The sequence below is a fragment of the Streptomyces diastatochromogenes genome (assembly GCF_002242805.1).
Lineage (GTDB): Bacteria > Actinomycetota > Actinomycetes > Streptomycetales > Streptomycetaceae > Streptomyces > Streptomyces diastatochromogenes.
On the sequence record NZ_MCGQ01000023.1, the window covers coordinates 14,368 to 39,838 of the forward strand.

Here is a 25,471-nt window from a genome sequence, read left to right on the forward strand (position 1 = left end):
TGTGCGGTACGGCGAAACAGGCGGCGTACGGCCGCAGGGGCCTCCCGCGCCGACGGGGCGCGGGAGGCGGGGCTGTCACCCCACAGCGGGTGCGGTCACCACGGAGAGGGTGCCGTCGAGATACGCCGTCAGGGTGGCGCGGCGCTGGATCTTCCCGCTGGAGGTCTTGGGGATGGTGCCCGGCTGGACCAGGACGACGTCGCGCAGGGACAGGCCGTGGGCCTCGCCGACCCCGCTGCGGATCAGGTCGGTGATCTTCTCGGACTCGCCGGCATCGTCCGGGGCGATCTCGGCCACGAGGACGGGCTGTTCACCCTCGGCCGCGGTGTCCACGGAGAACGCGGCGGTGCAGCCGGGGCGCAGGGCCGGGTGGGACAGTTCGGCGGTCAGCTCCAGGTCCTGCGGGTAGTGGTTGCGGCCGTCGATGACGATGAGGTCCTTCAGCCGGCCGGTGACGAAGAGTTCACCGTCCCGCAGGAAGCCGAGGTCGCCGGTGCGCAGGAACCGCCCTTCGTGGCCCTGGAGCCCGGCCCGGAAGGTCTCGCGGGTGGCAAGGGCGTTGCGCCAGTAGCCCTTGGCGACACTCGCTCCGCCCACCCAGATCTCGCCGGTCCCGCCCTCGGGCAGCTCCTCCTGCCGCTCGGGATCGACGATCGCCACGGTCACGCCGGGGCCGGGCCGGCCGCAGCCGACGGCGGCCGCGTCGGCCTCGCCGGCGTTCGGGGCGCCGTCGGCGGCGGCGAGCAGCGTCGGCGGGGTGTCCACGGTGCCGCCGGTGACCATCAGGGTGGCCTCGGCCAGGCCGTAGCAGGGGTAGAGGGCCTCGCGGCGGAATCCGGCGGGGCCGAAGGTGTCGGCGAAGCGGCGCAGGGTGGCCGGGCGCACCGGCTCGGCCCCGTTGAAGGCGACCTTCCACGAGCTGAGGTCGAGGCCGTCCAGCAGCTCCGGGCCGACGTGCTTCAGGCACAGCTCGTAGCCGAAGTTGGGGGCGCCGCTGGTGTGCGGGCGGTAGCGGCTGACGGCGGTGAGCCAGCGGGCCGGCTGCTGGAGGAAGTGCAGGGGCGAGAACAGGGTGGCGGTGGTGCCGAGGTACACCGTGTTCAGGACGGGACCTATGAGCCCCATGTCGTGGTAGACCGGCAGCCAGCTGACGAACATCTCGTGGTCGTGTGCCTCGATCGCCTCGGGCGTGTGGCCCATGCGCTCGGTGATGACCCGCTCGTTGTCCAGCAGGTTGCCGTGGGTGACCACGACACCGCGCGGGGCGGAGGTGGAGCCGGAGGTGTACTGGAGGAACGCGACGGAATCCGCGGTGAGGTCGGGTTCACGCCAGGCGGCCGCCGCGTCGTCGGGGATGTCCTCGGTGGTCAGGCGGGCGATCCCGTCGAGTTCGGGCAGATGTGCGGCCATGCCGTCGAGCGCGGCGATCACGTCCCGGCCGCCCAGGATGACCTTGGCGTCCGCATCGGCCACCAGGCGCTTCATCCGGGTGAGCGCACGGTGGTTCTGGGAGCGGCCCTGCGCGGGCACGCCCGGTACGGCGACCACGCCGGCCGACAGACAGCCCAGGTAGGCGCAGATGAACTCCAGGCCGGGCGGGTAGAGCAGCATGGCGCGCGATCCGGCCAGTCCGCGCTCCTGCAGGTGGGCGGCGATGGCCCGGGAGCGGGTGGCCAGCCGGCCGTAGGTGAGTTCCTGGGTCTCTCCGTCGCAGTCACCGGTGACGAGGTGGCGGTACGCGGTGCGCTCCGGATGGTTCGAGGCGTGCGTGGTCAGTAAGTCGACCAGGGAACGTGCCATGGGACGAGTCTCACCTGTCTGAAGAGGTGGGCGCGGGAAAGGTGTTCGACGGCCGGACCGCACGGACGGTCGCCGGTCGAGTCAACCCGGCGTCCTTGCCGGGTCGTTGGAGTCGGCCCCCCGGCCAGGGAGCCACGGGTCGGACGGCTGCGCGTGTTCCCCCCGCAGCGACTGGCTACCGACGAGTAGCACCTTAGCAAGTCCGTTCGGCCGAGCGGCCGAACAAATGTAAACAGGCCGTATCCAAGGGAGTTGGACCAGCGCTCACGCAGCGCATGCGATCTACGACACAGTGCGTTCAGGAGTCCTTTGTGCCCCGAATGCCGGACACGTGAATCCGCCCTATCGTTCTGTCATGGAGCACGCACTGAGTCCCGCAACCCTCGCCGAACTGCGGCGTCCGCGTCCCTACCCCGCGGTGTCCGTGCTGACGCCGACGCACCGCCGGGAGCCCGAGAACGGCCAGGACCCGGTCCGGCTGCGCAATGTGGTGGCCGAGGCCAGGAAGCGGCTGGAATCCGACCCCGCGGTCACCCGGGAGCGGCGCGCCGACATCGTGGCACAGCTCGACCGCGCACTGGCGGAAGTGGATCTGGCGCACGCCGAGGACGGTCTGGTGATCTTCGCCGCCCCGGGTGAGCACCAGGTCTGGTCGCTGGCCCGCACCGTCCCCGAGCGGGTGGTGTTCTCGGACACCTTCCTCACCCGCAATCTGGTCTCCGCGCAGGCCGCCGAGCGGCCCTTCTGGGTGCTGTCGGTCGCCGCGGACCGTGTCACCCTGTGGAGCGGCGGCCCCGACCGGGTCGTCAAGGACCACTCCGGCAGCTTCCCGCTCGTCCGCGGCCGCGAGAACTTCGACGCGGAGCGCCAGGAGCAGATCGGTGACATCCCGAGCATCTACGTCGACGAGGGCACGCGCCAGTTCCTGCGCGAGGCGGACACCGCCCTGAGCACGGTGCTGCGCGACGAGCCCCGCCCCCTGTACATCACCGGCGAGCAGGCGGCCCTGTCCCTGCTGGTCGACGTCGGCAGCGCCGCGAAGTCCGCCGTGCAGGTCCCGCGCGGCGGCCTCGCCCACGCCGGTCCGGAGGCCGTGTGGCAGGCGCTGCGGCCGGTCCTGGAGGAGGAGGCCCGCAAGGACACCACGTCCGTCATGAGGGAACTGACCTCCGCACGCGGGCACAAGGCCTTCGCCGCCGGGGTGGACGAGCTGTGGCAGAACGCCCGGGACGGCCGCGTCCGGCTCCTCGCGGTCGAGGAGAACTACCGCGTGACCGTCCGTGATCAAGGTGACCATCTCATCCCGGCCGAGCCCGGTGACCTGGACTCCCGCGACGACATCGTGGACGAGATCGTCGAGAAGTGTCTGGAGACCGGCGCCGCTGTGCGCTTCGTCCCCGACGGGACGCTGGGCGACGAGAACGGCATCGCGGGGGTGCTGCGGTACTGAGGAACACCCCGGGCGGCCCTCCTCAGGCACACCCCGGGCGGCCCTACTCAGGCACACCCCGGGCGGCCCTACTCAGGCACACCCCGGGCAGCGCTCCCCCCGCGGCGTACGCTACGGCGTGATCGTCGGCGAGAGGGAGCGCGCACATGGGTGACCTGCTGGGTGTGGCCGTACTGGGTGCCGGACACATGGGAGCCGACCACATACGACGCCTCGATCAGGTAGTGAGCGGCGCAAGGGTGGCCGCCGTGGCCGACCCCCAGGGCGAGCGCGCGAAGGAGGCGGTGGCCGGCCTGGACGGCGTCGCCGTGCACACGGACCCGGTGGCCGCGCTGGAGGCGCCCGGCGTGTCGGCCGTGCTGATCGCCTCCCCCGGCCCCGCGCACGAGGAGGCGCTGCTCGCGGCCTTCGAGCGCGGCCTGCCCGTGCTGTGCGAGAAGCCCATGGTGCCGGACTCCACAGGTGCGCTGCGGGTGGTGGAGGCCGAGGCGCGGCTCGGCCGCCGGCTGGCCCAGATCGGCTTCATGCGGCGCTACGACGCCGAGTACCGGCGGCTGAAGGCCCTGCTGGACGGGGGAAGCCTGGGCCGTCCGCTGATGCTGCACTGCACCCACCGCAACGTCTCCTCGCCGCCCGACTTCACCAGCGCCATGCTGATCAACAGCTCCGTCGCGCACGAGATCGACGCGGCCCGCTGGCTGCTCGGACAGGAGCTGACGGCGGTCACCGTGCTGCGCCCGGCGTCCTCGGCGGGTGCGCCCGAGGGCCTGATCGATCCGCAGTTCGTGCTCTTCGAGACCGAGCGCGGTGCCCTGGTCGACGTGGAGGTCTTCGTCAACTGCGGCTTCGGCTACCAGGTGCGCTGCGAGGCCGTGTGCGAGGCGGGCAGCGCCCGGATCGGCGACGAGCACACCATGCTGGTCACCCGCCGGGGCAGTGCCGCCGAGGAGGTGGCGCAGGACTACCTCGTCCGCTTCGCCGACGCCTACGACCGCGAGGTGCAGGCCTGGGTCGACGCCACCCGGCGCGGCGAGGTCACCGGCCCGAGCGTCTGGGACGGCTACGCGGCCTCCGTCGTCGCGGAGGCCGGGGTCCGGGCGCTGGAGACCGGCGGCCGGGTGGCCGTCGACCTCGCCCCGCGCCCGGACCTCTACGCCGGGGTCAGCCGCTGACGCTCGGGGCGCCGGTCTCCAGGTGCCCGGTGAACCGGCGCGACCAGGTCGCGTCGGAGTCGACGGTCACCGTGAAGTCGTACCAGCCGTTCTGGTACGCGACGGCGTTGAAGTAGTCCTCCGTCGAGGTTCCCGCGGCGACGGTGTAGGTCCAGGGACCGTCGGTGCGGTAGTGGTTGGAGGTGATGGTGAACTTCACCGACGACGTACCCGAGTTGGCCATCTTGAAGTAGATCGCGAGCTTGCCCGTGCCGGGTTCCACCGCGTAACGGGTGCTCACCTCCGCCGACTTGCCCGCCTTGGTGGCATCGCCCTGGAAGCGGCGCAGGAAGCGGTTGGGGCCGACCATGGTGAGGTCGTACTTGCCGGCCCCGAAGCCCGTGCCGATGTTGAAGTAGTCGGAGGCGGTGCCGCCCGCGTCGACCGTGTACTGGTACGGCGTGGTGTCGCGGTAGGCGTTGGGGTGGAGGGAGAAGTGCGCCGCCCTGGCCGCCGGGCCGCCCTGGTTGGTCATGGTGAACCAGGCGAGGATCTTGCCGGCTGCCCCGAACTCCAGGTGGTCCAGGTATCCGCCCGGCTGGTACGGCAGCGCCCGGGCCGCGCGGGTGCCGGACTCCTGGGCGGGCAGGGCGTTGTTCGTCGGCACGGGGTTGGGCAGCGGGCCACAGGTGCCCAGGCCGATGACGCTCGTCGCGGGCAGCGAGACGGAGCCGTAGACCGGGTTGGCGAAGTCGAAGACACCGGTCAGGTCGCCGCTCACCTTGCGCCGCCAGTCGCTGATGTTGGGGCAGTTGGCAGGCTTGCCGATGGCCGATGTCCAGGTCTCCAGGAACCGCAGCACCGAGGTGTGCTCGAAGACCTCGGAGGAGACCCAGCCGCCACGCGTCCAGGGTGAGATGACGATCATCGGGACGCGGAAGCCGAAGCCGTACGGCACCCCGTTGAGGAACTCACCCGCGGTTCCGGCGGGCGGGACCGGGGGCGGGACGTGGTCGAAGTAGCCGTCGTTCTCGTCGTAGTTGAGGAACAGGACGGTGGAGTCGAACACGTCCTGGTCGGCCGCGAGGGCCTGGTAGACGAGGCTGACGAAGTGGGCGCCGTCGCCGGGCGGGGCGTACGGGTGCTCGGAGAAGGCCTGGTTGGGGACGATCCAGGAGACCTGCGGAAGGGTGCCCGCGAGGACGTCGGCCTTGATGGCGGCGGCTATGTCGTCCGGGGTGGAGCCGGTGGCCTTCGGGACGGAGGACATGCCGCGGTCGTAGAGCGGGTCGCCCGCCTTGGCGTTCGCGAAGTTCTTGAAGTAGGCGCAGCCGTTGTCGCCGTAGTTGTCGGCCGCGTTCTGGTAGACCTTCCAGGTCACCCCGGCGGCCTGCAGCGCCTCGGCGTAGTTCTGCCAGGTCAGGCCCGACTCGTCGCCGCCGTCGTAGCTGGTGGAGTCGACCTTGCCGCTCCACAGGAAGGTGCGGTTGGGTCCGGTCGCGCTGAGGGCGGAGCAGAAGTAGGCGTCGCAGATCGTGTAGTTGTCGGCGAGCGCGTAGTGGAACGGGATGTCGGAGCGGTCCAGGTAGCCGAGCGAGCGGACGTTGCCGACACCCGAGACCCAGCTGTCCAGGCGGCCCTTGTTCCACGCGGAGTGCTGCGAGGACCAGGAGTGCGGCAGGTCGCCGCTGCACTGGGCGAGGGTCTCGCCGTCCTTGCCGCCCGCGGCCGGGGTCGCGCTGAGCTTCCACGGGTACTGGCGGCCCGTTCCGTTCGGCTGGTTGAAGACCGGGTAGCCGCCGCTCAGGGTGATGCCGCTGCGGTCGTCGAAGCCTCGCACGCCCTTGAGGCGCCCGAAGTAGTGGTCGAAGCTGCGGTTCTCCTGCATCAGGATCACCACGTGCTTCACGTCCTTGATCGTGCCGGTCGCCGTGGCGGCGGCCGCGCTGCGGGTGACGGCGCCCAGCGCCACCCCCGCCGCCACGGATGCGCCGAGCCCCACGAAGCCTCTTCGGCTGATCGGTGTCATTCGCCTCGTCCTCGTCACCGGCGTGCCCTTGCGGCACACCGCGCGCCAGGGTGCCCGCGGTGATCGTCGAGGTCCACAGCCGTGCGGTGAGGCTCGAGTGAATAAAAGTCAAAGTCCGGAAACCGCCCCCGCCGGCGGCTCACACCCCGCCGAACAGGCTGCTCAGACCCCGTTCCACCACCGCCTCCACGTCCTCCTGCCCGGCCGGTACCACCGCGTAGGTGTGCAGCAGGAAGCGACGCAGTGCCGAGGTGGGGAACTGGAGCAGGGCGAGACCGCACGGCGAATGGAGTTCGAGGACCGTCCGGGTGCGTCCGTACGGCCATATCTGTACGTCCCCGTGTCCGGCCGGGGCGCGCAGGCCCTGGTCCAGCAGGGAGCGCGCGAAGGTCCAGGTGACCTCGTCGCCCGCCAGGGTGGCCTCGGGTGGAAAATCCACGAAGACGGCCAGTGGGTCGTCCGCCGCGTAGCGCAGCAGGGCCGACACCGGGACCTCCCGGTCCTCGGCGGTGATGAGACGGGCATGGGCGGGCTGCTCGACGATGATGTCCATGCCATTAAGGAGTCTTCGGAAGCCCTTCCCAGGACGCCAAATCCGGACAGAGTTGGTGCGGATCGAGCAGTCGGCGGCATCATGGAACATCTGAGCGTCGAACAGGCGGCTGAGCACTGCGGCGAAGCCCTACGGTATGAGTCAAGTCCCGTAGGAGGCCTACGACTTGAGCCCACCCGCACGTACGCCATTCGTACCCTCGGATCAGCCAGGGAAGACTCTGGCATATGCCAGAAGCACCACCGTATCGTGTGTTGCCAAATCCCTTACAGGGCGTCGCGGGCTGTGCAACAGTCGTAACGGTCCCTCCGTCCCCCTTGGCCGTACCATCCCCCTTCGGAGTGCGTCATGCCGTCCCCAGTTTCCGCGGACCGCTCAGCCGCCCAGCCGCCCGGGCGCGGCTCGGTCGAGGCGTTGATCACGCAGGCGCGGCGGCTCAGGGGCGACGTGGACGCCGTACGGCGGGACGCGCAGAACGAGGGTTCGGACCCGGAGGAACGCTGGCAGCGGGCGCTGTACGACCTCGCACTGCACCAACTCAAGGATCTGGACGCCCATTTGGCACAGCTGCGGGACGGCCCGGAGCCCGCCCCCGCCGACGAGCCCGCCGAGACCCTGGTCGTCCGGCCGGCGGTGGCCGTCGGCGCACCGCGCGCCTCGCTGCTCAGCCGTGTCGGCAGCGCGGAGTGGAACCTGCTCACGGACGAGGCGAGCTGGTCCGGGGAGCTGTACCAGATCCTCGGCCTCGACCCGGACGGCCCCGCCCTCACCCTGGACGAACTGCCGTCCCTGGTCGTGGAGGAGGACCGGCCGAAGCTGACCCGGATGGTGACGGACTGCCTGGTCGACGCCAAGCCGATCGACGGCGAGTTCCGTGTCGTACGGCCCGACGCCTCCGTGCGGACCGTGCACATGATGGGCGAGCCCGTGCTCGGCGGCGACGGCAGCACCACCTCGATGTGGGCCGTGCTGCGCGACGTCAGTGAACTGCGCCGCAGCCAGCGGACGGTGCGCGAGACCCGTGACTCGCTCCAGCACCACCAACGGCAGGCGCAGACCGAGCAGCGGCTCGCGGTCGAGCTGCAGGAAGCCGTGCTGCCGCCCTGGCGCGGCTCCCTGCGGCTCCCGCACCAGGGACCGCGGAGCCTCGACCTCGCCGCCCACTATCTGCCGGCCGCCACGAGCGCTTTGATCGGCGGCGACTGGTACGACGCGCTGGAGCTGTCCGACGGCGCGACCCTGCTCAGCGTCGGTGATCTCACCGGGCACGGTGTCGCCGTCACCTCCGGCATGGCGATGCTGCTGGGCGCCGTGCGCGGCATGGCGATGGCCGGCACTCAGCCCGGCCCTCTCCTGGCCATGCTCAACCAGTTACTCGACGCCACGGTGCAGCCCGCCCTGGGCAGCGCGGTCTGCTGCCAGTACCGGCCGGAGACCCGCACCCTGGTCTGGGCGCAGGCAGGACACCCCGCCCCGCTGCTGTACCGCGACGGGACGGGGCGCATGCTGAACGCACCGGACGGCGTCCTGCTCGGTGCCACCACGGGCGCCACCTACGGGCAGGCCGAAGTGGCCCTGGAGCCCGGCGACCTCCTCCTGCTGCACACCGACGGACTGGTGTCCGGGCACGGCGGTACCGGCGCCGTGGACCGCCTGCTCGACCTCGCCCCGCGCTTCGGCGCGGCGCGCAGCGCGCAGGACTGTGTGCGGACGGTCGTGGAGGAGTTCGGCGGAGCCGAGCGCGAGGACGACGCCTGTGTGCTCGTCGCCAAGGTCACCTCATGAGCCGGCCGAGCTGACCTTCTGAGGGAAGAAGCAGCGCACAGCCCTTACGCCTGTGCGCTGTTGTCGGCCCTGCCCTTCAGCTTCGGCAGGGCGAGCCTGATCTCCTCCCGCAGTTCGTGGATCCTCGGGTAGCCGGAGTACTCGGCGGTGAGCCGGTACATCTGCCGCAGCCGGTCCCAGGTGCGGCGGGAGGAGTTCGAGCCCATCGACATCAGGGCCAGCCGTGCGTAGCGGTCGGCCTGTTCCGGGTCGTCGGCGATGAAGCAGGCCGAGGCCATGGACAGATGGTCGAAGATCTTCGACCGCTCCCGCCCGTCGACGCGCAGGGCCAGGGCCTTCTCCGCGTAGTACTGGGCGTGCGCGGCCGCACCGGGGTCGAACTCCGCGAGGGTGCGGTAGGCGAGGGCCTGCATGCCGTACAGATCCTCGTCCTTGAAGGTCTGCATCCAGTCCGGCGGTTCCAGGTCCTCCCGGTCGGAGACGAAGAGGTCCTCCGCCCGTCCGAGCGTGCGGCGCATCGCCTGGCTCTTGCCCATGGACGCCTGTGCCCAGGCCTCGATGGTGTGGAACATCGCCTTCGTACGCGGCTGCAGACGCTCCCCCGAGCCGGTCTGGGCGAGCTTCATCAGGTCCAGCGCGTCGTCGGGCCGGCCGAGGTGCACCATCTGCCGGGCCGCCCGGGACAGGGCCTCCCCGGCGCGCGGCCGGTCACCGCCTTCGCGTGCGGCGTGGGCGGCGATGACGAAGTACTTCTGGGCCGTGGGCTCCAGGCCGACGTCGTGCGACATCCAGCCCGCGAGAACGGCGAGGTTGGCGGCGACGCCCCACAGGCGCCGCTGGAGATGGGGTGGGTGGTGGTAGGCGAGCATGCCGCCCACCTCGTTGAGCTGGCCCACGACCGCCTTGCGCTGGAGCCCGCCGCCACGGGCGGCGTCCCAGGCCCGGAACACCTCCACCGAACGCTCCAGTTCCTCGATCTCCTGCGACCCGATGGGGGCGGCCTCATAGCGGTCGAACCCAGCGGGGTCGGCATGCAGGGGATCGTCGAGGACAGGGGCGTCGGCCTTCAGGGTGGGGTCGGAGTGGAGCCAGTCGTACATGGCGCTGCTGAGTGTGGATCCCGCGGCGAGCGCGGCACCCGCGCCCACCAAGCCGCGTCGGTTGAGCATGAGGTCCATTCCCGTGAATTCGGTGAGGACCGCGGCGGTCCGTTCGGGCGCCCACGGCACTCCGTCGGGATGTTCCGCATTCCCGTCGCCCTGCCGTCTCCCCGTACGCCCGTGCCGTACCAGACCGAGGTCCTCGATGGTCACGACACGGCCGAGACGCTCGGTGAACAGGGCCGCCAGCACCCGCGGCACGGGATCGCGCGGGATCTCTCCCATGTCGATCCACCGCCGCACCCGGGAGGTGTCGGTCGACAGTTGGGGGTGGCCCATGGCCGCCGCCTGCTTGTTGACCAGCCTCGCGAGTTCGCCCTTGGACCAGCCGGCCAGGCCGAACAGGTCCGAAAGGCGGGTGTTGGGTTGTCCGCTCACGTAAGCCCCCAGGTTCTCGGCTGAGTTGACAGTAGCCCCGTGGAGGTTGCCGGGCGACTATTCGCCACGGTTCGCCAGGGTGCGCCAGATGGTGTGCCACTGGTCATCGGGTGTCAGGTAGGAACGCGCCACCCCGACCCGGTCGCCCTCTCAGTGACGGGTGCATTCCCCAGGGTGCACCCGGGCGACCGGGCCGGGTGGGCGTATGAACTCAAAGCACCCACATTGCGTATCCACTTCGCACAGGGGTTTTGAGCATGGATGTACAGGCAGGCACCGCAGGCACACGAAGGGATCTGTATCTCCCATGTACGCAGCATCGTCCTCCGTGTCCGCTCCGCCCCGGCCGCTGCGTCCCCGCCCGGCGGGCGGCGGGCCGTTCCTCGACCCGGCGGCGCGGCCGGCAGCACCCGTGCTGGGCGCGGGCCGACCGCGGCGCGTCCCGGGACAGCCCGGCTCCCAACCGCTCAGCGGGAGACTGGACCTGTCCGGTCCCCAGGGCGCGCAGCTGCGCACCGCGATCGCCTCGGTGCACCGGATCTGTCCGGAGTTCGCTCCGGTGCAGGTACTGCGCCGCAGCGGACGCTCGGTCCTTCTGGTCGGGACGACCGGACGCAGCACGGCCGTGGCCAAGTGTCTCCTCGACCAATCGCCCGCCTGGGCGGAGCGGATCCGCCACGAAATAGCCGCATACCGCTCGTTCGTCCGGCACCGCCCTCCTGTGCGCGTGCCGAGACTGATCGCAGCGGATCCGGACAACTGCACGCTGGTGATCGAGCGCATGCCAGGCCGGGTGGCAGCGCTCCAGCGGCATCCGATGGAGGCCCCGCCCCGGCCGGACATCCGGGCGGCGCTCGGCGCGATCTGCCGGCTGAACGCCTGGCGGCCCCCGGCGGGCACGTTCGACGCCCCCCTGGACTACGCGGCCCGCATCTCCCGGTACCACGAACTGGGGCTGCTGACCGACCGGGACCTGGGCGACCTGCAGAAGCTGCTGCACGGCATCGCGCACGCGGCGGGCCGCCAGGGGATGGGCCAGTTCTGCCACGGCGACGCCCTGCTCTCGAACATCCTGCTCTCACCGGCCGGTCCAGTGCTGGTGGACTGGGAGCACGCGGGCTGGTACCTGCCGGGGTACGACCTGGCGACGCTCTGGCTGGTGCTCGGGGACGCGCCGGTGGCGAGGCGTCAGATCAGCCAGATCGCCCAGTCGGCGGGTCCGGCTTCCCGGGACGCCTTCCTGGTCAACCTGATGCTCCTGCTGACCAGGGAGATCCGTACGTACGAGACGGCCGTGCAGCGTTCGATGCACGATACGGCCCCGGCGGCACCGGGCACGGCCCACCCGGGTGCTGCGCCGTCCGGCGAGGAACAGCGCCTGCTGCTCAGGCGGCTGCACGACGACTGCCAGCTGGCCCGCCGGGCCGTGCGCGCGGCGGTCGGCACTCGCTGACGGGGACGACGGTTCCGCGGTGCGCCCAGAGCGGCGGCGCACCGCGGACCTTCGTGTGTACGGGCCTGGCCCCCCACGCGGTGGGTGACCACTGGTGTACGCCACTGACGCCCCGCAGGCCCGGCGCGCCATCGCTGCGAAACTCGCCGAACCCCTTTGTGACGTGGGAAATCAGGTGCCTGAGGGCATCATTGACGGATCGTCGGCAAGCCGGTACCACTGGTCCAGCTCGGAGCCGCACGCCCCGCCGCCCGCCCGTCACAGGAGGCCGCACTTGCGAGGATCCGCCACCGACCCCACACCCACACCCGGCCACAGACACCTGAGGCGCAGCGTCGGTACGCTCGCCTCGGCCGCCTTACTGCTGCCCCTGCTCGGCGCGGCCCCGGCCCAGAGCGCGACGGACTCCTCGGCCGGCCGGCTCCAGCGCGCCTTCGCCGACGCAGCCGCCGAGTACCACGTGCCGCAGAGCGTCCTGCTGGCCGTCTCCTATCTCCAGTCCCGCTGGGACTCGCACGCCGGGGCGCCCAGTGTCACCGGCGGCTACGGGCCGATGCACCTCACCGACGCCCGCACCGCACTCGCCACCACCGAGCACCTCACCGAGGGCACCGAGGACGCCCGCGGCGACAGCGCCCGCGCCGCCCTGCACCCCGACATCAAGGTGCCCGAGAACTCGGCCCTCCCGGCCCGCCTCAAGACGCTGCCGAAGGCGGCCGAACTGACGGGGCTGCCGACTGCCGAGCTGCGCACCGACCCGGCCGCCAACATCGCGGGGGGCGCCGCCCTGCTCGCCGCCGCGCAGAAGGAGCTGGGCGAGCGGGCGAGCGCCGACCCGGCCGACTGGTACGGCGCGGTGGCCCGCTTCTCCGGAGCGGACGACACGGCGACCGCGGCGGCGTACGCGAACGACGTGTACGACGTACTCCGGACGGGCGAGAAGCGCACCACGGACGACGGCCAGCGGGTCGCCCTCGCCGCCCGGCCGCACCTCGCCGCCGACACCACCCAGTTGAGGCGGGCGGGGCTGCGCACGATCGCGGCGGACGACGCCGAGTGCCCGAAGTCGGTGTCCTGCGAGTGGATTCCGGCGCCCTACTCCCAGTTCGGGAACGACGACTACGGCAACCACGATCTCGGCGACCGTCCGGACGCGCAGAGCATCAGGTACATCGTCATCCATGACACGGAGGGCACCTGGGACGGGGTGCTGAACCTGGTCCAGGACCCCACGTATGTGTCCTGGAACTACACCATCCGGTCGACCGACGGTCTGATCGCCCAGCACGTCAAGGCGAAGGACGTGGCCTGGCACGCCGGCAACTGGTACATCAACGCGAAGTCGGTCGGCATCGAGCACGAGGGCTTCCTCGCCGCGCCGGACGCCTGGTACACGGAGGCGATGTACCGGTCCTCGGCACGCCTGGTGAAGTACCTGGCCCGGAAGTACGGCATCCCGCTGGACCGGCAGCACATCCTGGGCCACGACAACGTGCCCGGCCCGACCACCTCCACCATCCCGGGTATGCACACGGACCCGGGCCCGTACTGGGACTGGCGGCACTACTTCCAGCTGCTGGGCCATCCCTTCAGGACCACGGGCGGCAAGCACTCCGGTCTGGTGACGATCCGGCCGGACTACGCCGCCAACCAGCCGGTGTACACGGGCTGCACCACCAAGGGCGAGCCCTGCGCGGCCCACGGCTCCGGCGAGGTCCGGCTGTACTCCGACCACGACGTGAACGCCCCGCTGATCAAGGACATCGGTCTGAAGACGGATCCGACCATCGGGGTGAACGACCTGTCCTCGCGGGTCTCCACCGGCCAGCAGTACGCGGTCGCCGACCGCTGGGGCGACTGGACGGCCATCTGGTACCTCGGGCAGAAGGCCTGGTTCGAGAACCCGGGCAAGCGGCCCACGGCGGTGCCGGCGTCCGGTCTCGTCGTCACCCCGAAGGACGGTCTGACGAGCGTCCCGGTGTACGGGCGCGCGTATCCGGAGAAGGAGGCCTACCCGGCGGGGGTGCCCGCGCAGTCGGTGGTGGCGCTGCCGTACACGCTGCCGGCCGGGCAGAAGTACGTGGTCGGTGACGCGGTGCCGGGCGAGTACTACTACGCGGTCACCTTCACCACCGACTCGCACCAGGTCGTGGTCGGCAAGGACCTGTACTACGAGATCCAGTACGGCCACCGGGTGGCGTTCGTACGCGCCGCGGACGTCCGTCTGGAGGGCTCCGTGGGCTAGCCGGGGCCGGCCGCGTCAGCCCTGCTGGAACAGCTCCGCCGGGAGCGGCTTCAGCAGGGCGTACAGGTCGTCGGTGATGGGACGGTCCCAGGCGGCGATGGTCACGAGGATGCCGTCGCTGCGGTCGAACTGGACGCAGGAGATCCGGCTCTCGGAGAGCTTCAGGCGCCGCACGATCAGCAGGTTGTCGCCCTGGAGGACCGGGGTGTCCTCGATGCCGACGACGGTGACCTCCTCGTCGTTCTCCAGCGCCAGCAGCAGTTGTCCCACCTCGAAGGGGATCTCGCCCTCGGTGACGTCCCGGGCCGGGGAGCCCTCGGGGAGATTGCCGATGATCATGGCGGGGCCGCGCCCGCCGAAGAGGTCGTAACGCAGGAAGACGCCCTGGCAGGAGCCGTCGGGGGCGGGCAGCAGGCCCGCGCCGAGGTTGCCCGGCCAGTCGCCCGGGTCCATGGCCAGCACGTCGAAGTCGGGTCCGGCGGGAGTGGCGCTGCGGCGGCGGAGGAACGACATGCGGCCATGGTACGTGCCCGGACGCGATCGGTGACGTGCGGGCGCCCCCGGGTAGCCGTTCCAGGGTCGCTGTTCCCGCGTCGCCTCGCCCAGTGCCGCCGCCGGCCCCGACCGGGTCCGTCCCCACCTCCCGGCACACGGGCCGTCGCGCAGGCCCCGCATTTCCCGCTTTCGGCGAGCCGATAACCCCCGGGCAACAACTGGACGCCACGAAGTATTGGGTGTGAACTACATGTGGGGGACGGAGGTGGAAGATGAAAGGTGTACCATTCCGCCTTGAAATCATTGAAGCCGACACCAAGTGGATCGTTACGTGCTCGTCCGAGTGCGGTGAAGCAATAATCCGGGTACCGGCACCCTATTCAGAAAGCGAACTCCAGACAGCACTGGCCGACGTGGCGATTTCCCTGACCAAGTCGTACAGCACGAGCATCACACGCGGAGACGCTTCGACGGAGAGGCCTGTACGGGAATTCGGGAAACGTCTCGCTCACACACTGCTCCGCGACGAGATATCCATCCAGTTCGACAGGTGCAGGAATCTCGCCAAGTCGCAGGGAAAGTCACTGCGCATCCTGCTGCGGACGAACGGCCCACACGTCGACCGAATCCCCTGGGAATACCTGGTCGATCCCTCCCGAGACGATTATCTCGCTCTTCGCGTTCCGGTCGTGCGATACCTGCGCGTCATGAACCCGCCACCCCCGCTGGCGCTCACCCTGCCGCTCCGCGTCCTCGGCGTCTCGGCGCGCCCGAGCGACCTGCCCCCACTGGAAGAAGAGCGAGAAAGGGAAAGAATAGAAAGAGCCTTCCGGCAGAACAACTCCGACAACGTGTCCGTCCATTGGCTGTCCGGGGACCGCTGGCACGATCTGGCGAAGGAACTACGATCCGGGTCCTGGCATGTACTTCACTGCGTCTGCCACGGCGGGTTCGACGAGGAACGAAATTCTGGATATATTCAGCTCTCCGGTGACGACGGGGCGGCACGACGCCTCTACGCCAGCGATTTCGACAGACTGACCACGGACAGCCCAAGCCTGCGTCTCATCGTACTGAACGCCTGCGAATCAGCGGCGAGCAGGTCCGACGACATCTTCACGAGTACGGCCGCCAACCTCGTACGGGCCGGCGTTCCGGCTGTTGTCGCCATGCAGTACGAGATCACCGACACGGCCGCCTTCACCTTTTCGTCCGCGTTCTACGAGCGGATCGCCGAAGGTTCACCTGTCGACAAAGCAGTGACGCTCGCCCGCGAAGAAGTCAAGATGACTCTCGGCAGTCTGGAGTGGGCAACGCCCGTATTGATTCTCGCATCCGATCAAACCCGGATCTTTTCGTTGCAGGATTCGGATGCGAGTCATCCGGTTCCGGGACCACGCGAGTCCGACCCGTCGCCTGGGCGGCAGCCGGCCAAGAGGCTCCGCCTGCTCGCCGAGGTGGGGCCGTGCAGTCATGTGGCGCTCGGCCCCTCCAACTGGCTGGCCACGGCGTGCGCCGACGGTGTCGTCCGGGTTTTCGACGGGACCGACGGCAGACTTGTCTGCCAGTGCATGCCTATCCAGCGAGAGGAACCCGTGCGGGTCGCCTGGAGCCCCTGGCGACGGAATGTGGCCAGTCGGCATCGGGACGGCACGGTCATCGTCTGGGACCTCCAGACCCGGCTGCCTGTGCTCGTCCTCGGACCCGGAGGGGAGGACGACAGTCTCGCGTTCAGCTCGGACGGTCGCTGGCTCGCTCTGACCGTCGGGGACCGCGTCCAGGTCTATGACGTACGGGGTGCCCGAGTGCGGGATCTGCCCGTCTGGTCCCGGGAGGAGGCCTGTCGACCAGGTCAGCCCAGAACCCTCGGCCCCATCGCATTCGCGCCGGGCGACCGGCATGTCGTCGTCGCGTGCGGCGATGGACTGGTACGGCAGTTGAACGTGCAGGGCAGGGTCGTCACAAGATGGCCGCACCCCCTGCCCGTCAGCTCCCTCGCCTTCACCGCCGATCGCCTTGCCACGGGCTGCTTGGACGGCCGAGTGCGCCTGTGGTCCTGGGAAGGCCGTCCCCTGCAGCACACCGACCCTGCGCGACACGCCAGCCACCTGGCTTTCTCGGCCGATCTCCCGCTGCTCGCCATCGCTGACGACGACGGGAATGTCGTCGTCCGCGATCTGGTCGGCTGGAACGCGACCACAGCCACAAGTCTGGCAGGCCGACCCGCAGGGCTGGCCTTCCTCGACTGCCGTGGAGGACTGGTGACCGGTACCCGCGCGGGAGTTGTCGAACGTTGGTCACTGCCCGAGTGGACGGCCGCGGAAGGAAGCGCGTCATGACGGATCCCGAGATCGAGATCTTCTGGCCCTCGTCGCTCCCGACCACATCGGCCACGGAGGCGCAGGATTTACTGCGTCAGGCCGGAATCGACAGCAGCTGCATGCTTGTGCCGCCCCGGAGAGCCGCGGTGGACGTCGTGCTGGTGCTGGTCTCGTCCGCGGTCCTGGAGCCGTTTCTCGGCACATTGTTCCGGAGAGTCGCCGAGGAGACCCACCAGGGGCTGAGGAGCTTCGTGGACCGGCTGATCAGACAGCCCGCGGAAGACGCCCCCGCACCGAAGAGCGTCGTGTTCGAACTGCCGACAGGCGGTCGGGTCACGTTCACCCACAGTCTGCCGGAGGAGGCGTACGAACAGGCCGTTGGTCTGGACGCCCGCGACGCACGGTGGACCTGGGATTCCCGGCGCGCCATCTGGACCCCCGCCTGAAATCCAGAACCGGAGGAAGGCGTCATGTCAGAAAAACACCAACCGCCACCACCCGATGAGGAGGACTGGGGACCGGCCACTCCTTGGCAGCCGCCTCCCGTCCCTCCGATTCAGCCGCCCCCACCACGACCGCAGTGGCAGTCGCAGGTCAACCAGCACGGGTGGCAGAACCCATATCCAAGGCCAACGCCCACCCCCCAGACATACCTGGTGCCTGCCATTCTCGTCACGCTCTTCTGCTTCCTGCCAACCGGAATCGCCGCCATCGTCTTCTCTTCGCAGGTCTCGTCGAAGAGCAGTGTGGGTGACTTCGAGGGAGCAGCCCAGGCATCACGGAAAGCCGGGATCCTCGTGGTCGTGAGTCTGGCCGCCGGTCTGGTCTTCTGGGCGATCCTGATCGCCATCGGCATGTCCACCCCTTCCACAACCACTCAGATGCCGGCGCCGTGAATGCAAACGATCGCCCCTGACCCGATGACGCATGCGCGCCCCGACAGCAGAGTTCGCCGCGACGCCTGGCTCGCAGCCGGGCTCCTCGGCGTCGGCGCCATCGTCACGGCGCTCGTGGATCCTGCCCGCCCCGGTCGATACCCTCGCTGTCCGTTCCGGGCCATCACGGGTTTCGACTGTCCGGGTTGCGGCAGCCTGCGGGCGCTGCACCAGCTCACGCACGGCCATCTGATGGCCGCGATCGACCACAACCTGCTCCTCGTCGCTTTCCTGCCCTGTGCCGCCCTCGTATGGTTGCGCATCGTCACAGGGAGGACCCGTGGACGGGTTCTCCCCGCTTGGCGGGCTCGCGCGGCCATCATCACGCTCATCGTCTGGACCGTCGTCCGCAATCTGCCTGTCTTCGGGGGGATGTTGCGGTCCTGACCACACCCCTGCCCGCCGCTTTGACAGGGGGTCAGCGGGCGGATTCCTGGTCCTCTGCCGACGGCGCCGGCGGCACCACCGCCACCGGGCTCGCCGCGTGCAGCAGGACCGCCTGGGTGACCGAGCCCATCATGCGGGCGGGGGCGAGCAGGCGTCGCCGGTGGCGGGCGACGACGACCAGGTCGGCCTCCCGGGAGGCGGCGACGAGCTGGCCGGCCGCGTCGCCGGGCAGGGCCGCGACGTCGGCGCGGACCTCGGGGTGCCGCTCGTGGTGCGGGGCGAGGAAGCCCTCGGCGAGGAGCCGGGTCTCGGTCTCGACGGCGGTCTGGTCGAGCGGGGGCGGCAGCATCTGGCCCGGCGCGGTCCAGGTCTGCACCGGCCACGGGTACGCGGCGATCACCTCGACGCGGGCCCCGCGCAGGGCGGCCTCGGTGAAGGCGAGGCCGAGGGTGGCGTCGTCGGGGCTGTCGACGTGCAGGCCGACGACCACCCGGGGCCCGGGCTCGGCCGGGCCGTCCCCGTGTACCTCGCGGTCGGGCCGGGGTACGACGACCACCGGGCACTCGGAGTCGCGCGCGGCGGCCAGGCTGTTGGAGCCGAGCAGCAGGCTGGCGAAGCCGCCGCGGCCCCGGGAGCCGAGGACCACCAGCTCGGCATCCGCGCCGAGTTCGGGCAGCACCGCGCCCGGTACGCCCTCCAGGGCGACGTACTCGACGGCCGGCGCGTCGGCGCGGTCCCGCAGCAGTGCGCGGACCTCGTCGAGCACCGGGTCGCCCTGTGCGTCGGGCGGCCCGGCGACCAGGACGTCGGCCTGGCCCCAGGCGGCGTACTGCCGTACGTGCAGCACCCGCAGCGGTACCGTGCGACGGCGGGCGGCGTCCACCGCCCAGTCCAGTGCCCGCAGACTGTCCTCGGAACCGTCCACCGCGGCGATGACCGGCGCACCGCTCATCTTCCCTCACCTCCGGAACGCGACCTTCCCCTTGCCGGGGCCAGCCTCGCTCAGGGGTCGCCCCCGGCAGGGCGCTGTGGATCGCGTGTCCGGAAATCCGCGCCGCACACTCCCCGGTTCGGCTCGCGGCGCGGGGTCACTCAGGTCAGGTCGAACTCGCCTTCCCGTGCCCCGGAGACGAAGGCGCCCCACTCGGCGGGGGTGAAGATCAGGGAAGGGCTTTCCGGGCTGCCGCTGTTGCGCATCGCGATGAATCCCTCGACAAAGGCGATCTGGACATCGCCCAGCCCTCGGCTGCTGGACTGCCACTCGGCCCTGCTGAGGTCCAGCTCCGGCTTGTCCCAACCCTTGAGCGGCTGCTGCTGGGTGGTGGTCTCGGCCACGTCCGTGCTCCTCCCGGTTCGTCGTCCGCGGTCAGCCTAGCGACCGGTTCCTACGGCGGACAGGCCGTGTCAGCAGGACCTTTCAGGAGTCGGGGGGCTCGGATCCCACGAGCCACATGGAGAAGAACTGCGAACCGCCGCCGTAGGCGTGCCCGAGCACCTTCCGGGCGCCGTCCACCTGGTGTTCTCCGGCCCGGCCGCGCACCTGGAGGGCGGCCTCCGCGAAGCGGATCATGCCGGAGGCGCCGATGGGGTTGGTGGAGAGCACACCGCCCGACATGTTGACGGGCAGGTCCCCGTCCAGCTCGGTCACCCCGGACTCGGTGAGCTTCCAGCCGCCGCCCTCCTCGGCGAAGCCCAGGTTCTCCAGCCACATGGGCTCGTACCAGGAGAACGGCACGTACATCTCGACGGCGTCGATGTCCCGGCGCGGGTCGGCGATGCCGGCCTGCCGGTAGACGTCGGCGGCGCAGTCCTTGCCGGCCTGCGGGGAGACGAAGTCCTTGCCCGCGAACAGCGTCGGCTCGCTGCGCATGGCACCGCCGAGCATCCAGGCGGGCGGCCGGGGGGCGCGGGCGGCCCCGGCGCGGTCGGTGAGGACCATGGCGCAGGCGCCGTCGGAGGACGGGCAGGTCTCCGAGTAGCGGATCGGGTCCCACAGCATGGGCGAGGCCTGGACCTTGTCCAGGGTGATGTCGTGCTCGTGGAGGTGGGCGTAGGGGTTCTTCAGGGCGTTGCGCCGGTCCTTGTAGGCGACGAGGGAGCCGACGGTGTCGGGGGCGCCGCTGCGCCGCATGTAGGCGCGCACGTGCGGGGCGAAGAAGCCGCCCGCCCCGGCGAGCAGGGGCTGCTGGAAGGGGATGGGCAGGGACAGGCCCCACATGGCGTTGGACTCGGACTGTTTTTCGAAGGCGAGGGTGAGCACGGTGCCGTGGACGCGGGCCGCGACCAGGTTGGCGGCGACGAGGGCGGTCGATCCGCCGACCGAGCCGGCAGTGTGCACCCGGAGCATCGGCTTGCCCACGGCACCCAGCGCGTCGGCGAGGTACAGCTCGGGCATCATGACGCCCTCGAAGAAGTCGGGCGCCTTGCCGATGACGACGGCGTCGATGTCGGCCCAGGTCAGCTCGGCATCCATGAGGGCCCGTTGGGCGGCCTCCCGGACGAGCCCGGCGATCGACACGTCCCGGCGGGCGGCCACGTGCTTGGTCTGGCCGATTCCTACGACGGCCACGGGCTCCTTGCTCATCGTGGATCCCCTTCGAGTACGGCGACCAGGTTCTGCTGCAGGCAGGGGCCGGAGGTGGCGTGGGCGAGGGCCCGGTCGGACTCGCCGCGGTGGATGCGGGCGGCGGCCTCACCGATGCGGATGAGTCCGGCGGCCATGACCGGGTTGGCGGCGAGGGCGCCCCCGGAGGGGTTCACGCGTACGCCGTCGTCCAGCCGGAGCGCCTTGCGCAGCACGACCTCCTGCGCCGTGAACGGGGCGTGCAACTCGGCGGTGTCGACGGGGCGTTCGAAGGCACCCGCCCGCTCGGCGGCCAGTCGTGTGGAGGGCGAGTCGGTGAGGTCGCGCACGCCCAGGGAGTGCGCCTCGATGCGGTGGTCGATGCCCCGGATCCAGGCGGGCCGTTCGCACAGCTCGCGGGCCCGTTCCCCCGCCGCGAGGATCACGGCCGCGGCGCCGTCGCCGACGGGCGGGCAGTCGCCGGTGCGCAGGGGGCGTACGACGTAGTCGCCGGGCGGGACCGAACCCCTCAACTGTGCATGGGAGTTGGTGGTGGCGGATGCTCGGCTCCTGGCCCCGATCGCGGCGAGGGCGGGCTCGTCCGTGTCCCCCGCGTCGATGAGCGCCTGAGCCTGGAGGGCGGCGAGCGCGACCGAGTCCGGCCAGAGGGGAGCCACGTAGTACGGGTCCAACTGGCGGGTGAGGACGTCTCGTACCGAGCCGGGAGAGGACTTGCCGTAGGAGTACACCAAGGCGGTGTCGGCGTCGCCTGTCAGCAGCTTGGTCCACGCCTCGTACAGCGCCCAGGCGCCGTCCATCTCGACGTGCGACTCGGAGATCGGCGGCCAGGCGCCGACGCCGTCGAGGGCGAGGGTGAAGGAGAAGGCGCGGCCGGCGAGGTAGTCGCTGGAGCCGGAGCAGGTGAAGCCGATGTCGGCGGTCTTCAGCCCGGTCCGGGCCAGGACCTGGTGCAGCACCGGCATGAGCATCTCGACCTCGGAGGACTCCTCGGTGGAGCGCCGGTGGTCGGTCTGGGCGAAGGCGACGACCGCGATCTCCCGTGTCACAGCAGCTCCTTGTAGGCGTCGTAGTCGGCGTCGGGTTCGCCGGTCGGGCGGTAGTGGTCGGGGTAGCGCGCTCCCGGCGTCCACACTGGCTCGACCCTCAGGCCCATGCGCACCTCGTCGTAGGGAATGCCGCCGATCCGGGCGTGCAGGGCGAGGTCGGCGCCGTCGAGGGCGATGTGGGCGTAGACGTACGGCACTTCGATGTCGAGGTTCTTGGCCTTGATGTTGACGATGCAGAAGGTGGTGACCGTGCCGCGGGGACCCACCTCGACCTGTTCCAATGTGGCCACGCCACATGTGGGGCACGCACCCCTCGGCGGGATGTACACCTTGCGGCAGGAGGGGCAGCGCTCGCCGACGGTCCGCTGTCCGGAAAGGGCGTGGATGTAGGCGGTCTGGGCGCGGCCCGGCGAGTAGGTGTAGTCGAGGCGGGCGTGGGCCACGATCCCGGTGATCGGGTCCTCGAACTCGCCGGTGTGGCCGCCCGCTCGGTCCGGTGCGCCATCGTACGGCTCGAAGCAGGCGATGTCGGTGATGGCACCGGTGCGTTCCCCGGCCCAGCGGATCCGTACCCGCATGCCGGTGTGCACGGCGTCGGGTCCGGGGGCGTCCAGGGCGTGCAGCAGGGCGGTGTCGGCGCCGTCGAGCCTGACCAGGGCCCAGGCGAAGGGAGTGGCGAGGGGCTGGCCCCGGCGGGGCTCGTGGTTCCAGGCCCAGGTGGTGACCGTGCCCGTGGGGGCGACCTCCACCAGGTCGCGGATCTCCTCGGCGGTGACGGGGTCGTACTCCACGGGCGGGACCAGGGTGCGGCCGTCGGCGGTCTTCACGCCGAGGACGACGCCTTCGCGCAGTCCGGTGAGGAAGGCGCTCTGGACCGGGCCGAGGGACCGGGTGAAGGGGAACTCGACCACGAGAGGGGCTTTGAGGACTTCGGGCATCGGGGGCTCCTCGGGTCAGGCTCGCTTGTAGACGGGGGGTCGCTTCTCCGCGAAGGCGCGGGCGCCCTCCTTGGCGTCGGCGGTGTCGAAGACCGGCCAGCCACGGGCGAGTTCGGCGGCGAGTCCGTCGGTCTCGGTCAGCTCGGCGGTCTCGTACACCGACGCCTTGACGGCCTCTACGGCGAGCGGTCCGCAGGCATTGATCTGATCGGCGATCTCCAGCGCCTTGGCGAGCGCGGTGCCGTCGGGCACCACATGCCCGATCAGCCCGATGGCGGCGGCCTCCGTCGCGCTGTACGGCCGCCCGGTGAGCAGCATCTCCAGGGCGTGGGTGCGCGGGATCTGGCGCTGCAGCCGGACGGTCGAGCCGCCGATCGGGAACAGGCCACGCCGGACCTCGAACAGGCCGAAGGTCGCGGACTCGCCCGCGACCCGGATGTCGGTGCCCTGGAGGATCTCGGTGCCGCCGGCCACGCAGTACCCCTCGACGGCGGCGATCACCGGTTTGCGGGGGCGGTGGTGGCGCAGCATGGCCTTCCAGTGCAGGTCGGGATCGGCCTTGAGCCGGTCGCGGTAGTGCTGCCCTGCCATGCTGCCCCCGGCCAGCGCCTTGAGGTCCATGCCGGCACAGAAGGCGCCCCCGGCCCCGGTGAGCACGATCGAGCGGATCGCGTCGTCCTCGTCGGCCTCGACCCAGCCGTCGTACAGGCCGACGAGCATCGGGAGCGAGAGCGCGTTCTTGGCGTCGGGCCTGTTGAGCGTGAGCACCAGTGTGGCGCCTTCGCGGTGCACGGTGAGGTGTTCCGTCCCACCCATTGCCCATCTCCCCTCGGTAAGAACGAGAACAGGTTGCAGTAGGAGGGGAGGCACTTCAAGGGAACTTCGCGGGTTTTCTGACAGACAGTCAGATTTCTTCGCGCGGACCCTTCACAGTTGCCGCGCCGTTTGCTCTGATGACCGGCGAACCGGTGGATCGCCAGGCCGTGCGAGGTCAGGAGGAGCGGTGGAGTACAACCTTGCCGATCTGTTCGAGTCGGTCGTCGACGTGGTCCCGGACCGCGAGGCTCTCGTGTACCTCGACCATCCCGGCACCGGCGCGGAACGCCGCCTGACATACGCGGAGCTGGACGCGGCCGCGAACCGCGTCGCCCACCACCTGATCGACAGCGGGATACGACCGGGGGAACATCTGGGTCTCCACCTGTACAACGGGGTCGAGTACCTGCAGACGGTCCTGGCCTGCCTGAAGGCTCGTATCGTCCCGGTCAACGTCAACTACCGCTATGTCGAAGACGAGTTGGTCTACCTCTACCGCGACGCGGATCTGGTCGCGCTGGTCTTCGACGGGGAGTTCGGTGACCGGGTGGCGGCGGCACTGCCGCGCGCGCCGAAGCTGCGGCACCTGGTGCGGGTGGGCGCTCCCGCGGAGGTGCCCGGGGCCGTGCCGTTCGCCGAGGTGTCCGGTTCGCCCGGGCGGGGCTTTCCCGCCCGGTCGGGAGACGACCAGTTCATCATCTACACCGGCGGCACGACCGGCATGCCCAAGGGGGTGATGTGGCGCCAGGAGGACCTGTTCTTCGCGGGTCTGGGCGGCGGGGCGCCGACGGGTGAGCCGGTGAAGAGCCCGGAGGAGCTGGCCGAGCGGGTCGCGGCGGGCGGTTCGGGAATCACCTTCTTCCCCACTCCCCCGCTGATGCACGGCACCTCCACCCTGACCGCGTTCATCGGCTTCAACTTCGGCCAACGGGTCGTCCTGCACCGCAAGTTCGTGCCGGAGGAGGTGCTGCGGACCGTCGAGAAGGAGAAGGTCACCAGCATGTCGCTGGTCGGTGACGCGATGCTCCGGCCGCTGATCGACGCGCTGGGCGGGCCGATGAAGGGTACGGACTGCTCGGCGCTGTTCAGCGTCTCCTCGTCGGGCGCGATCATGTCGGAGACCGTACGCCGGCAGTTCCGGGAACTGGTGCCGAACGCCCTGCTGCTGAACAACTTCGGCTCCTCCGAGTCCGGCTTCAACGGTACGGCGACCGAGGACTCGGGGCCCGAGCGGGGCTTCCGCATCCGGGTCAACTCCCGTACGCAGGTGGTCGATCCGGCGACACACGAGCCGGTCGCCGTGGGCGAGATCGGCCGGGTCGCGCAGTGCGGCCATGTGCCGCTCGGCTACTACAACGACCCACGCAAAACCGCCGAGACGTTCTTCGAGAAGGACGGGCGGCGCTGGGTGCTGCTCGGGGACATGGCGACGGTGGACGAGGAGGGCGTGGTCACCGTCCTCGGCCGGGGCTCGCAGTGCATCAACACCGGGGGCGAGAAGGTGTACCCGGAAGAGGTCGAGCAGGCCCTCAAGGCCCACCCGGACGTGTACGACGCGCTGGTCGCCGGGGTGCCGGACGCCACCTGGGGCAACCATGTGGCGGCCGTGGTGCAACTGCGCGAGGGGGCCCGGCGCCCCTCGCTGACCGACATCCAGGACCACTGCCGCACCCGGCTGGCCGGCTACAAGGTCCCGCGCCAGCTGGTGATCACGGACTCCATCCAGCGGTCGCCGAGCGGCAAGGCGGACTACCGGTGGGCGCGGGAGGTGGCGGTGGCTGCGGAGCGGTAGCGGGCGGGGTGTCCCACCGCTGCCGTGCGGCCCGGGCCGCGTACTGTGTGCGCCACGGTGGAACAGACGGTGAGGACGGTGACGGTCGGCCGTACGGGTGATGACGGTGTCTGCCTCCCGCGTCCGGCCCGTCGCAGCCGGGACCGGGCCACA

General features: G+C 70.6%; 21 protein-coding genes. 10 read left to right on the forward strand and 11 right to left on the reverse strand.

Annotation, left to right across the window (positions count from 1 at the left end; all coding sequences use genetic code 11):
* Positions 1-75: 75 nt before the first annotated feature.
* Positions 76-1,800 carry a fatty acyl-AMP ligase gene (locus BEK98_RS26365; RefSeq protein WP_094219158.1) on the reverse strand — a complete coding sequence of 575 codons (1,725 nt, stop codon included), beginning with the start codon at positions 1,798-1,800 and terminating at the stop codon, positions 76-78.
* Positions 1,801-2,155: 355 nt separating this feature from the next.
* Here BEK98_RS26365 and BEK98_RS26370 point away from each other — a divergent pair, with 355 nt between their 5' ends.
* Complete coding sequence (locus BEK98_RS26370; RefSeq protein ID WP_094219159.1) at positions 2,156-3,250, forward strand: baeRF3 domain-containing protein; 1,095 nt, start codon at positions 2,156-2,158, stop codon at positions 3,248-3,250.
* Between the two features lie 146 nt (positions 3,251-3,396).
* Positions 3,397-4,422, forward strand: a complete 1,026-nt coding sequence (locus BEK98_RS26375; RefSeq protein ID WP_094219160.1) for a Gfo/Idh/MocA family protein — start codon at positions 3,397-3,399, stop codon at positions 4,420-4,422.
* Here BEK98_RS26375 and BEK98_RS26380 read toward each other — a convergent pair.
* Together BEK98_RS26380 and BEK98_RS26385 are read right to left on the reverse strand one after the other, a co-directional pair.
* The gene (locus BEK98_RS26380; protein ID WP_094219161.1) at positions 4,412-6,430 is read right to left on the reverse strand and encodes a phosphocholine-specific phospholipase C; all 2,019 of its coding nucleotides are present in this window, start codon (positions 6,428-6,430) and stop codon (positions 4,412-4,414) included. The genes BEK98_RS26375 and BEK98_RS26380 overlap by 11 nt on opposite strands.
* 139 nt (positions 6,431-6,569) lie before the next feature.
* Positions 6,570-6,983 (reverse strand): SsgA family sporulation/cell division regulator, encoded by a 414-nt coding sequence (locus BEK98_RS26385; protein ID WP_094219162.1) that lies wholly within the window; start codon positions 6,981-6,983, stop codon positions 6,570-6,572.
* A 348-nt stretch (positions 6,984-7,331) separates the two neighbouring features.
* Between BEK98_RS26385 and BEK98_RS26390 the strand changes: the two genes are divergently transcribed.
* On the forward strand, positions 7,332-8,768 hold the full coding sequence (locus tag BEK98_RS26390; RefSeq protein WP_094219163.1) for a PP2C family protein-serine/threonine phosphatase: 1,437 nt from the start codon (positions 7,332-7,334) through the stop codon (positions 8,766-8,768).
* A 44-nt stretch (positions 8,769-8,812) separates the two neighbouring features.
* On the opposite strand, the gene BEK98_RS26395 is transcribed toward BEK98_RS26390, so the two are convergent.
* Positions 8,813-10,306, reverse strand: coding sequence for a DNA-binding protein NsdB (locus BEK98_RS26395; protein ID WP_094219164.1), 1,494 nt, complete (start codon positions 10,304-10,306; stop codon positions 8,813-8,815).
* A gap of 307 nt (positions 10,307-10,613) precedes the next feature.
* Here BEK98_RS26395 and BEK98_RS26400 point away from each other — a divergent pair, with 307 nt between their 5' ends.
* Both BEK98_RS26400 and BEK98_RS26405 read left to right on the forward strand, forming a co-directional pair.
* Entirely contained in the window at positions 10,614-11,759 is a 1,146-nt protein-coding gene (locus tag BEK98_RS26400) for an aminoglycoside phosphotransferase family protein (RefSeq protein WP_094219165.1), read from the forward strand.
* Between the two features lie 274 nt (positions 11,760-12,033).
* A complete protein-coding gene (locus BEK98_RS26405; RefSeq protein WP_094219166.1) occupies positions 12,034-14,004 on the forward strand; it encodes an N-acetylmuramoyl-L-alanine amidase in 1,971 nt (656 codons plus the stop codon).
* A gap of 15 nt (positions 14,005-14,019) precedes the next feature.
* On the opposite strand, the gene BEK98_RS26410 is transcribed toward BEK98_RS26405, so the two are convergent.
* Positions 14,020-14,517 (reverse strand): glycosyltransferase family protein, encoded by a 498-nt coding sequence (locus tag BEK98_RS26410; RefSeq protein WP_094219167.1) that lies wholly within the window; start codon positions 14,515-14,517, stop codon positions 14,020-14,022.
* Between the two features lie 254 nt (positions 14,518-14,771).
* Between BEK98_RS26410 and BEK98_RS26415 the strand changes: the two genes are divergently transcribed.
* The 4 genes from BEK98_RS26415 to BEK98_RS26430 are packed head-to-tail and all read left to right on the forward strand — an operon-like array spanning position 14,772 to position 18,142.
* A complete protein-coding gene (locus tag BEK98_RS26415) occupies positions 14,772-16,838 on the forward strand; it encodes a CHAT domain-containing protein (RefSeq protein WP_094219168.1) in 2,067 nt (688 codons plus the stop codon).
* Positions 16,835-17,266 (forward strand): hypothetical protein, encoded by a 432-nt coding sequence (locus tag BEK98_RS26420; RefSeq protein WP_094219169.1) that lies wholly within the window; start codon positions 16,835-16,837, stop codon positions 17,264-17,266. Before BEK98_RS26415 ends, BEK98_RS26420 begins: the two co-directional genes overlap by 4 nt.
* 24 nt (positions 17,267-17,290) lie before the next feature.
* Positions 17,291-17,716, forward strand: coding sequence for a CD225/dispanin family protein (locus BEK98_RS50935; RefSeq protein ID WP_094219170.1), 426 nt, complete (start codon positions 17,291-17,293; stop codon positions 17,714-17,716).
* Complete coding sequence (locus BEK98_RS26430) at positions 17,717-18,142, forward strand: DUF2752 domain-containing protein (protein ID WP_208643231.1); 426 nt, start codon at positions 17,717-17,719, stop codon at positions 18,140-18,142.
* Positions 18,143-18,173: 31 nt separating this feature from the next.
* On the opposite strand, the gene BEK98_RS26435 is transcribed toward BEK98_RS26430, so the two are convergent.
* The 6 genes from BEK98_RS26435 to BEK98_RS26460 form a co-directional block, all read right to left on the reverse strand.
* Positions 18,174-19,094, reverse strand: coding sequence for a universal stress protein (locus BEK98_RS26435; protein ID WP_094219172.1), 921 nt, complete (start codon positions 19,092-19,094; stop codon positions 18,174-18,176).
* Positions 19,095-19,234: 140 nt separating this feature from the next.
* Positions 19,235-19,477, reverse strand: coding sequence for a DUF397 domain-containing protein (locus BEK98_RS26440; RefSeq protein WP_094219173.1), 243 nt, complete (start codon positions 19,475-19,477; stop codon positions 19,235-19,237).
* A gap of 82 nt (positions 19,478-19,559) precedes the next feature.
* Positions 19,560-20,726: a thiolase domain-containing protein gene (locus BEK98_RS26445; protein ID WP_094219174.1), complete on the reverse strand. Its 1,167-nt coding sequence runs from the start codon at positions 20,724-20,726 to the stop codon at positions 19,560-19,562.
* Positions 20,723-21,772, reverse strand: a complete 1,050-nt coding sequence (locus BEK98_RS26450; RefSeq protein ID WP_094219175.1) for a thiolase domain-containing protein — start codon at positions 21,770-21,772, stop codon at positions 20,723-20,725. The genes BEK98_RS26445 and BEK98_RS26450 overlap by 4 nt, the downstream gene beginning before the upstream one ends.
* On the reverse strand, positions 21,769-22,710 hold the full coding sequence (locus BEK98_RS26455; RefSeq protein ID WP_094219176.1) for a Zn-ribbon domain-containing OB-fold protein: 942 nt from the start codon (positions 22,708-22,710) through the stop codon (positions 21,769-21,771). The genes BEK98_RS26450 and BEK98_RS26455 overlap by 4 nt, the downstream gene beginning before the upstream one ends.
* 15 nt (positions 22,711-22,725) lie before the next feature.
* Positions 22,726-23,526 carry a crotonase/enoyl-CoA hydratase family protein gene (locus BEK98_RS26460; protein WP_094219177.1) on the reverse strand — a complete coding sequence of 267 codons (801 nt, stop codon included), beginning with the start codon at positions 23,524-23,526 and terminating at the stop codon, positions 22,726-22,728.
* A gap of 187 nt (positions 23,527-23,713) precedes the next feature.
* On the opposite strand from BEK98_RS26460, the gene BEK98_RS26465 reads away from it, so the two are divergent.
* Positions 23,714-25,318 (forward strand): acyl-CoA synthetase, encoded by a 1,605-nt coding sequence (locus BEK98_RS26465; protein WP_094219178.1) that lies wholly within the window; start codon positions 23,714-23,716, stop codon positions 25,316-25,318.
* Positions 25,319-25,471 lie beyond the last annotated feature (153 nt).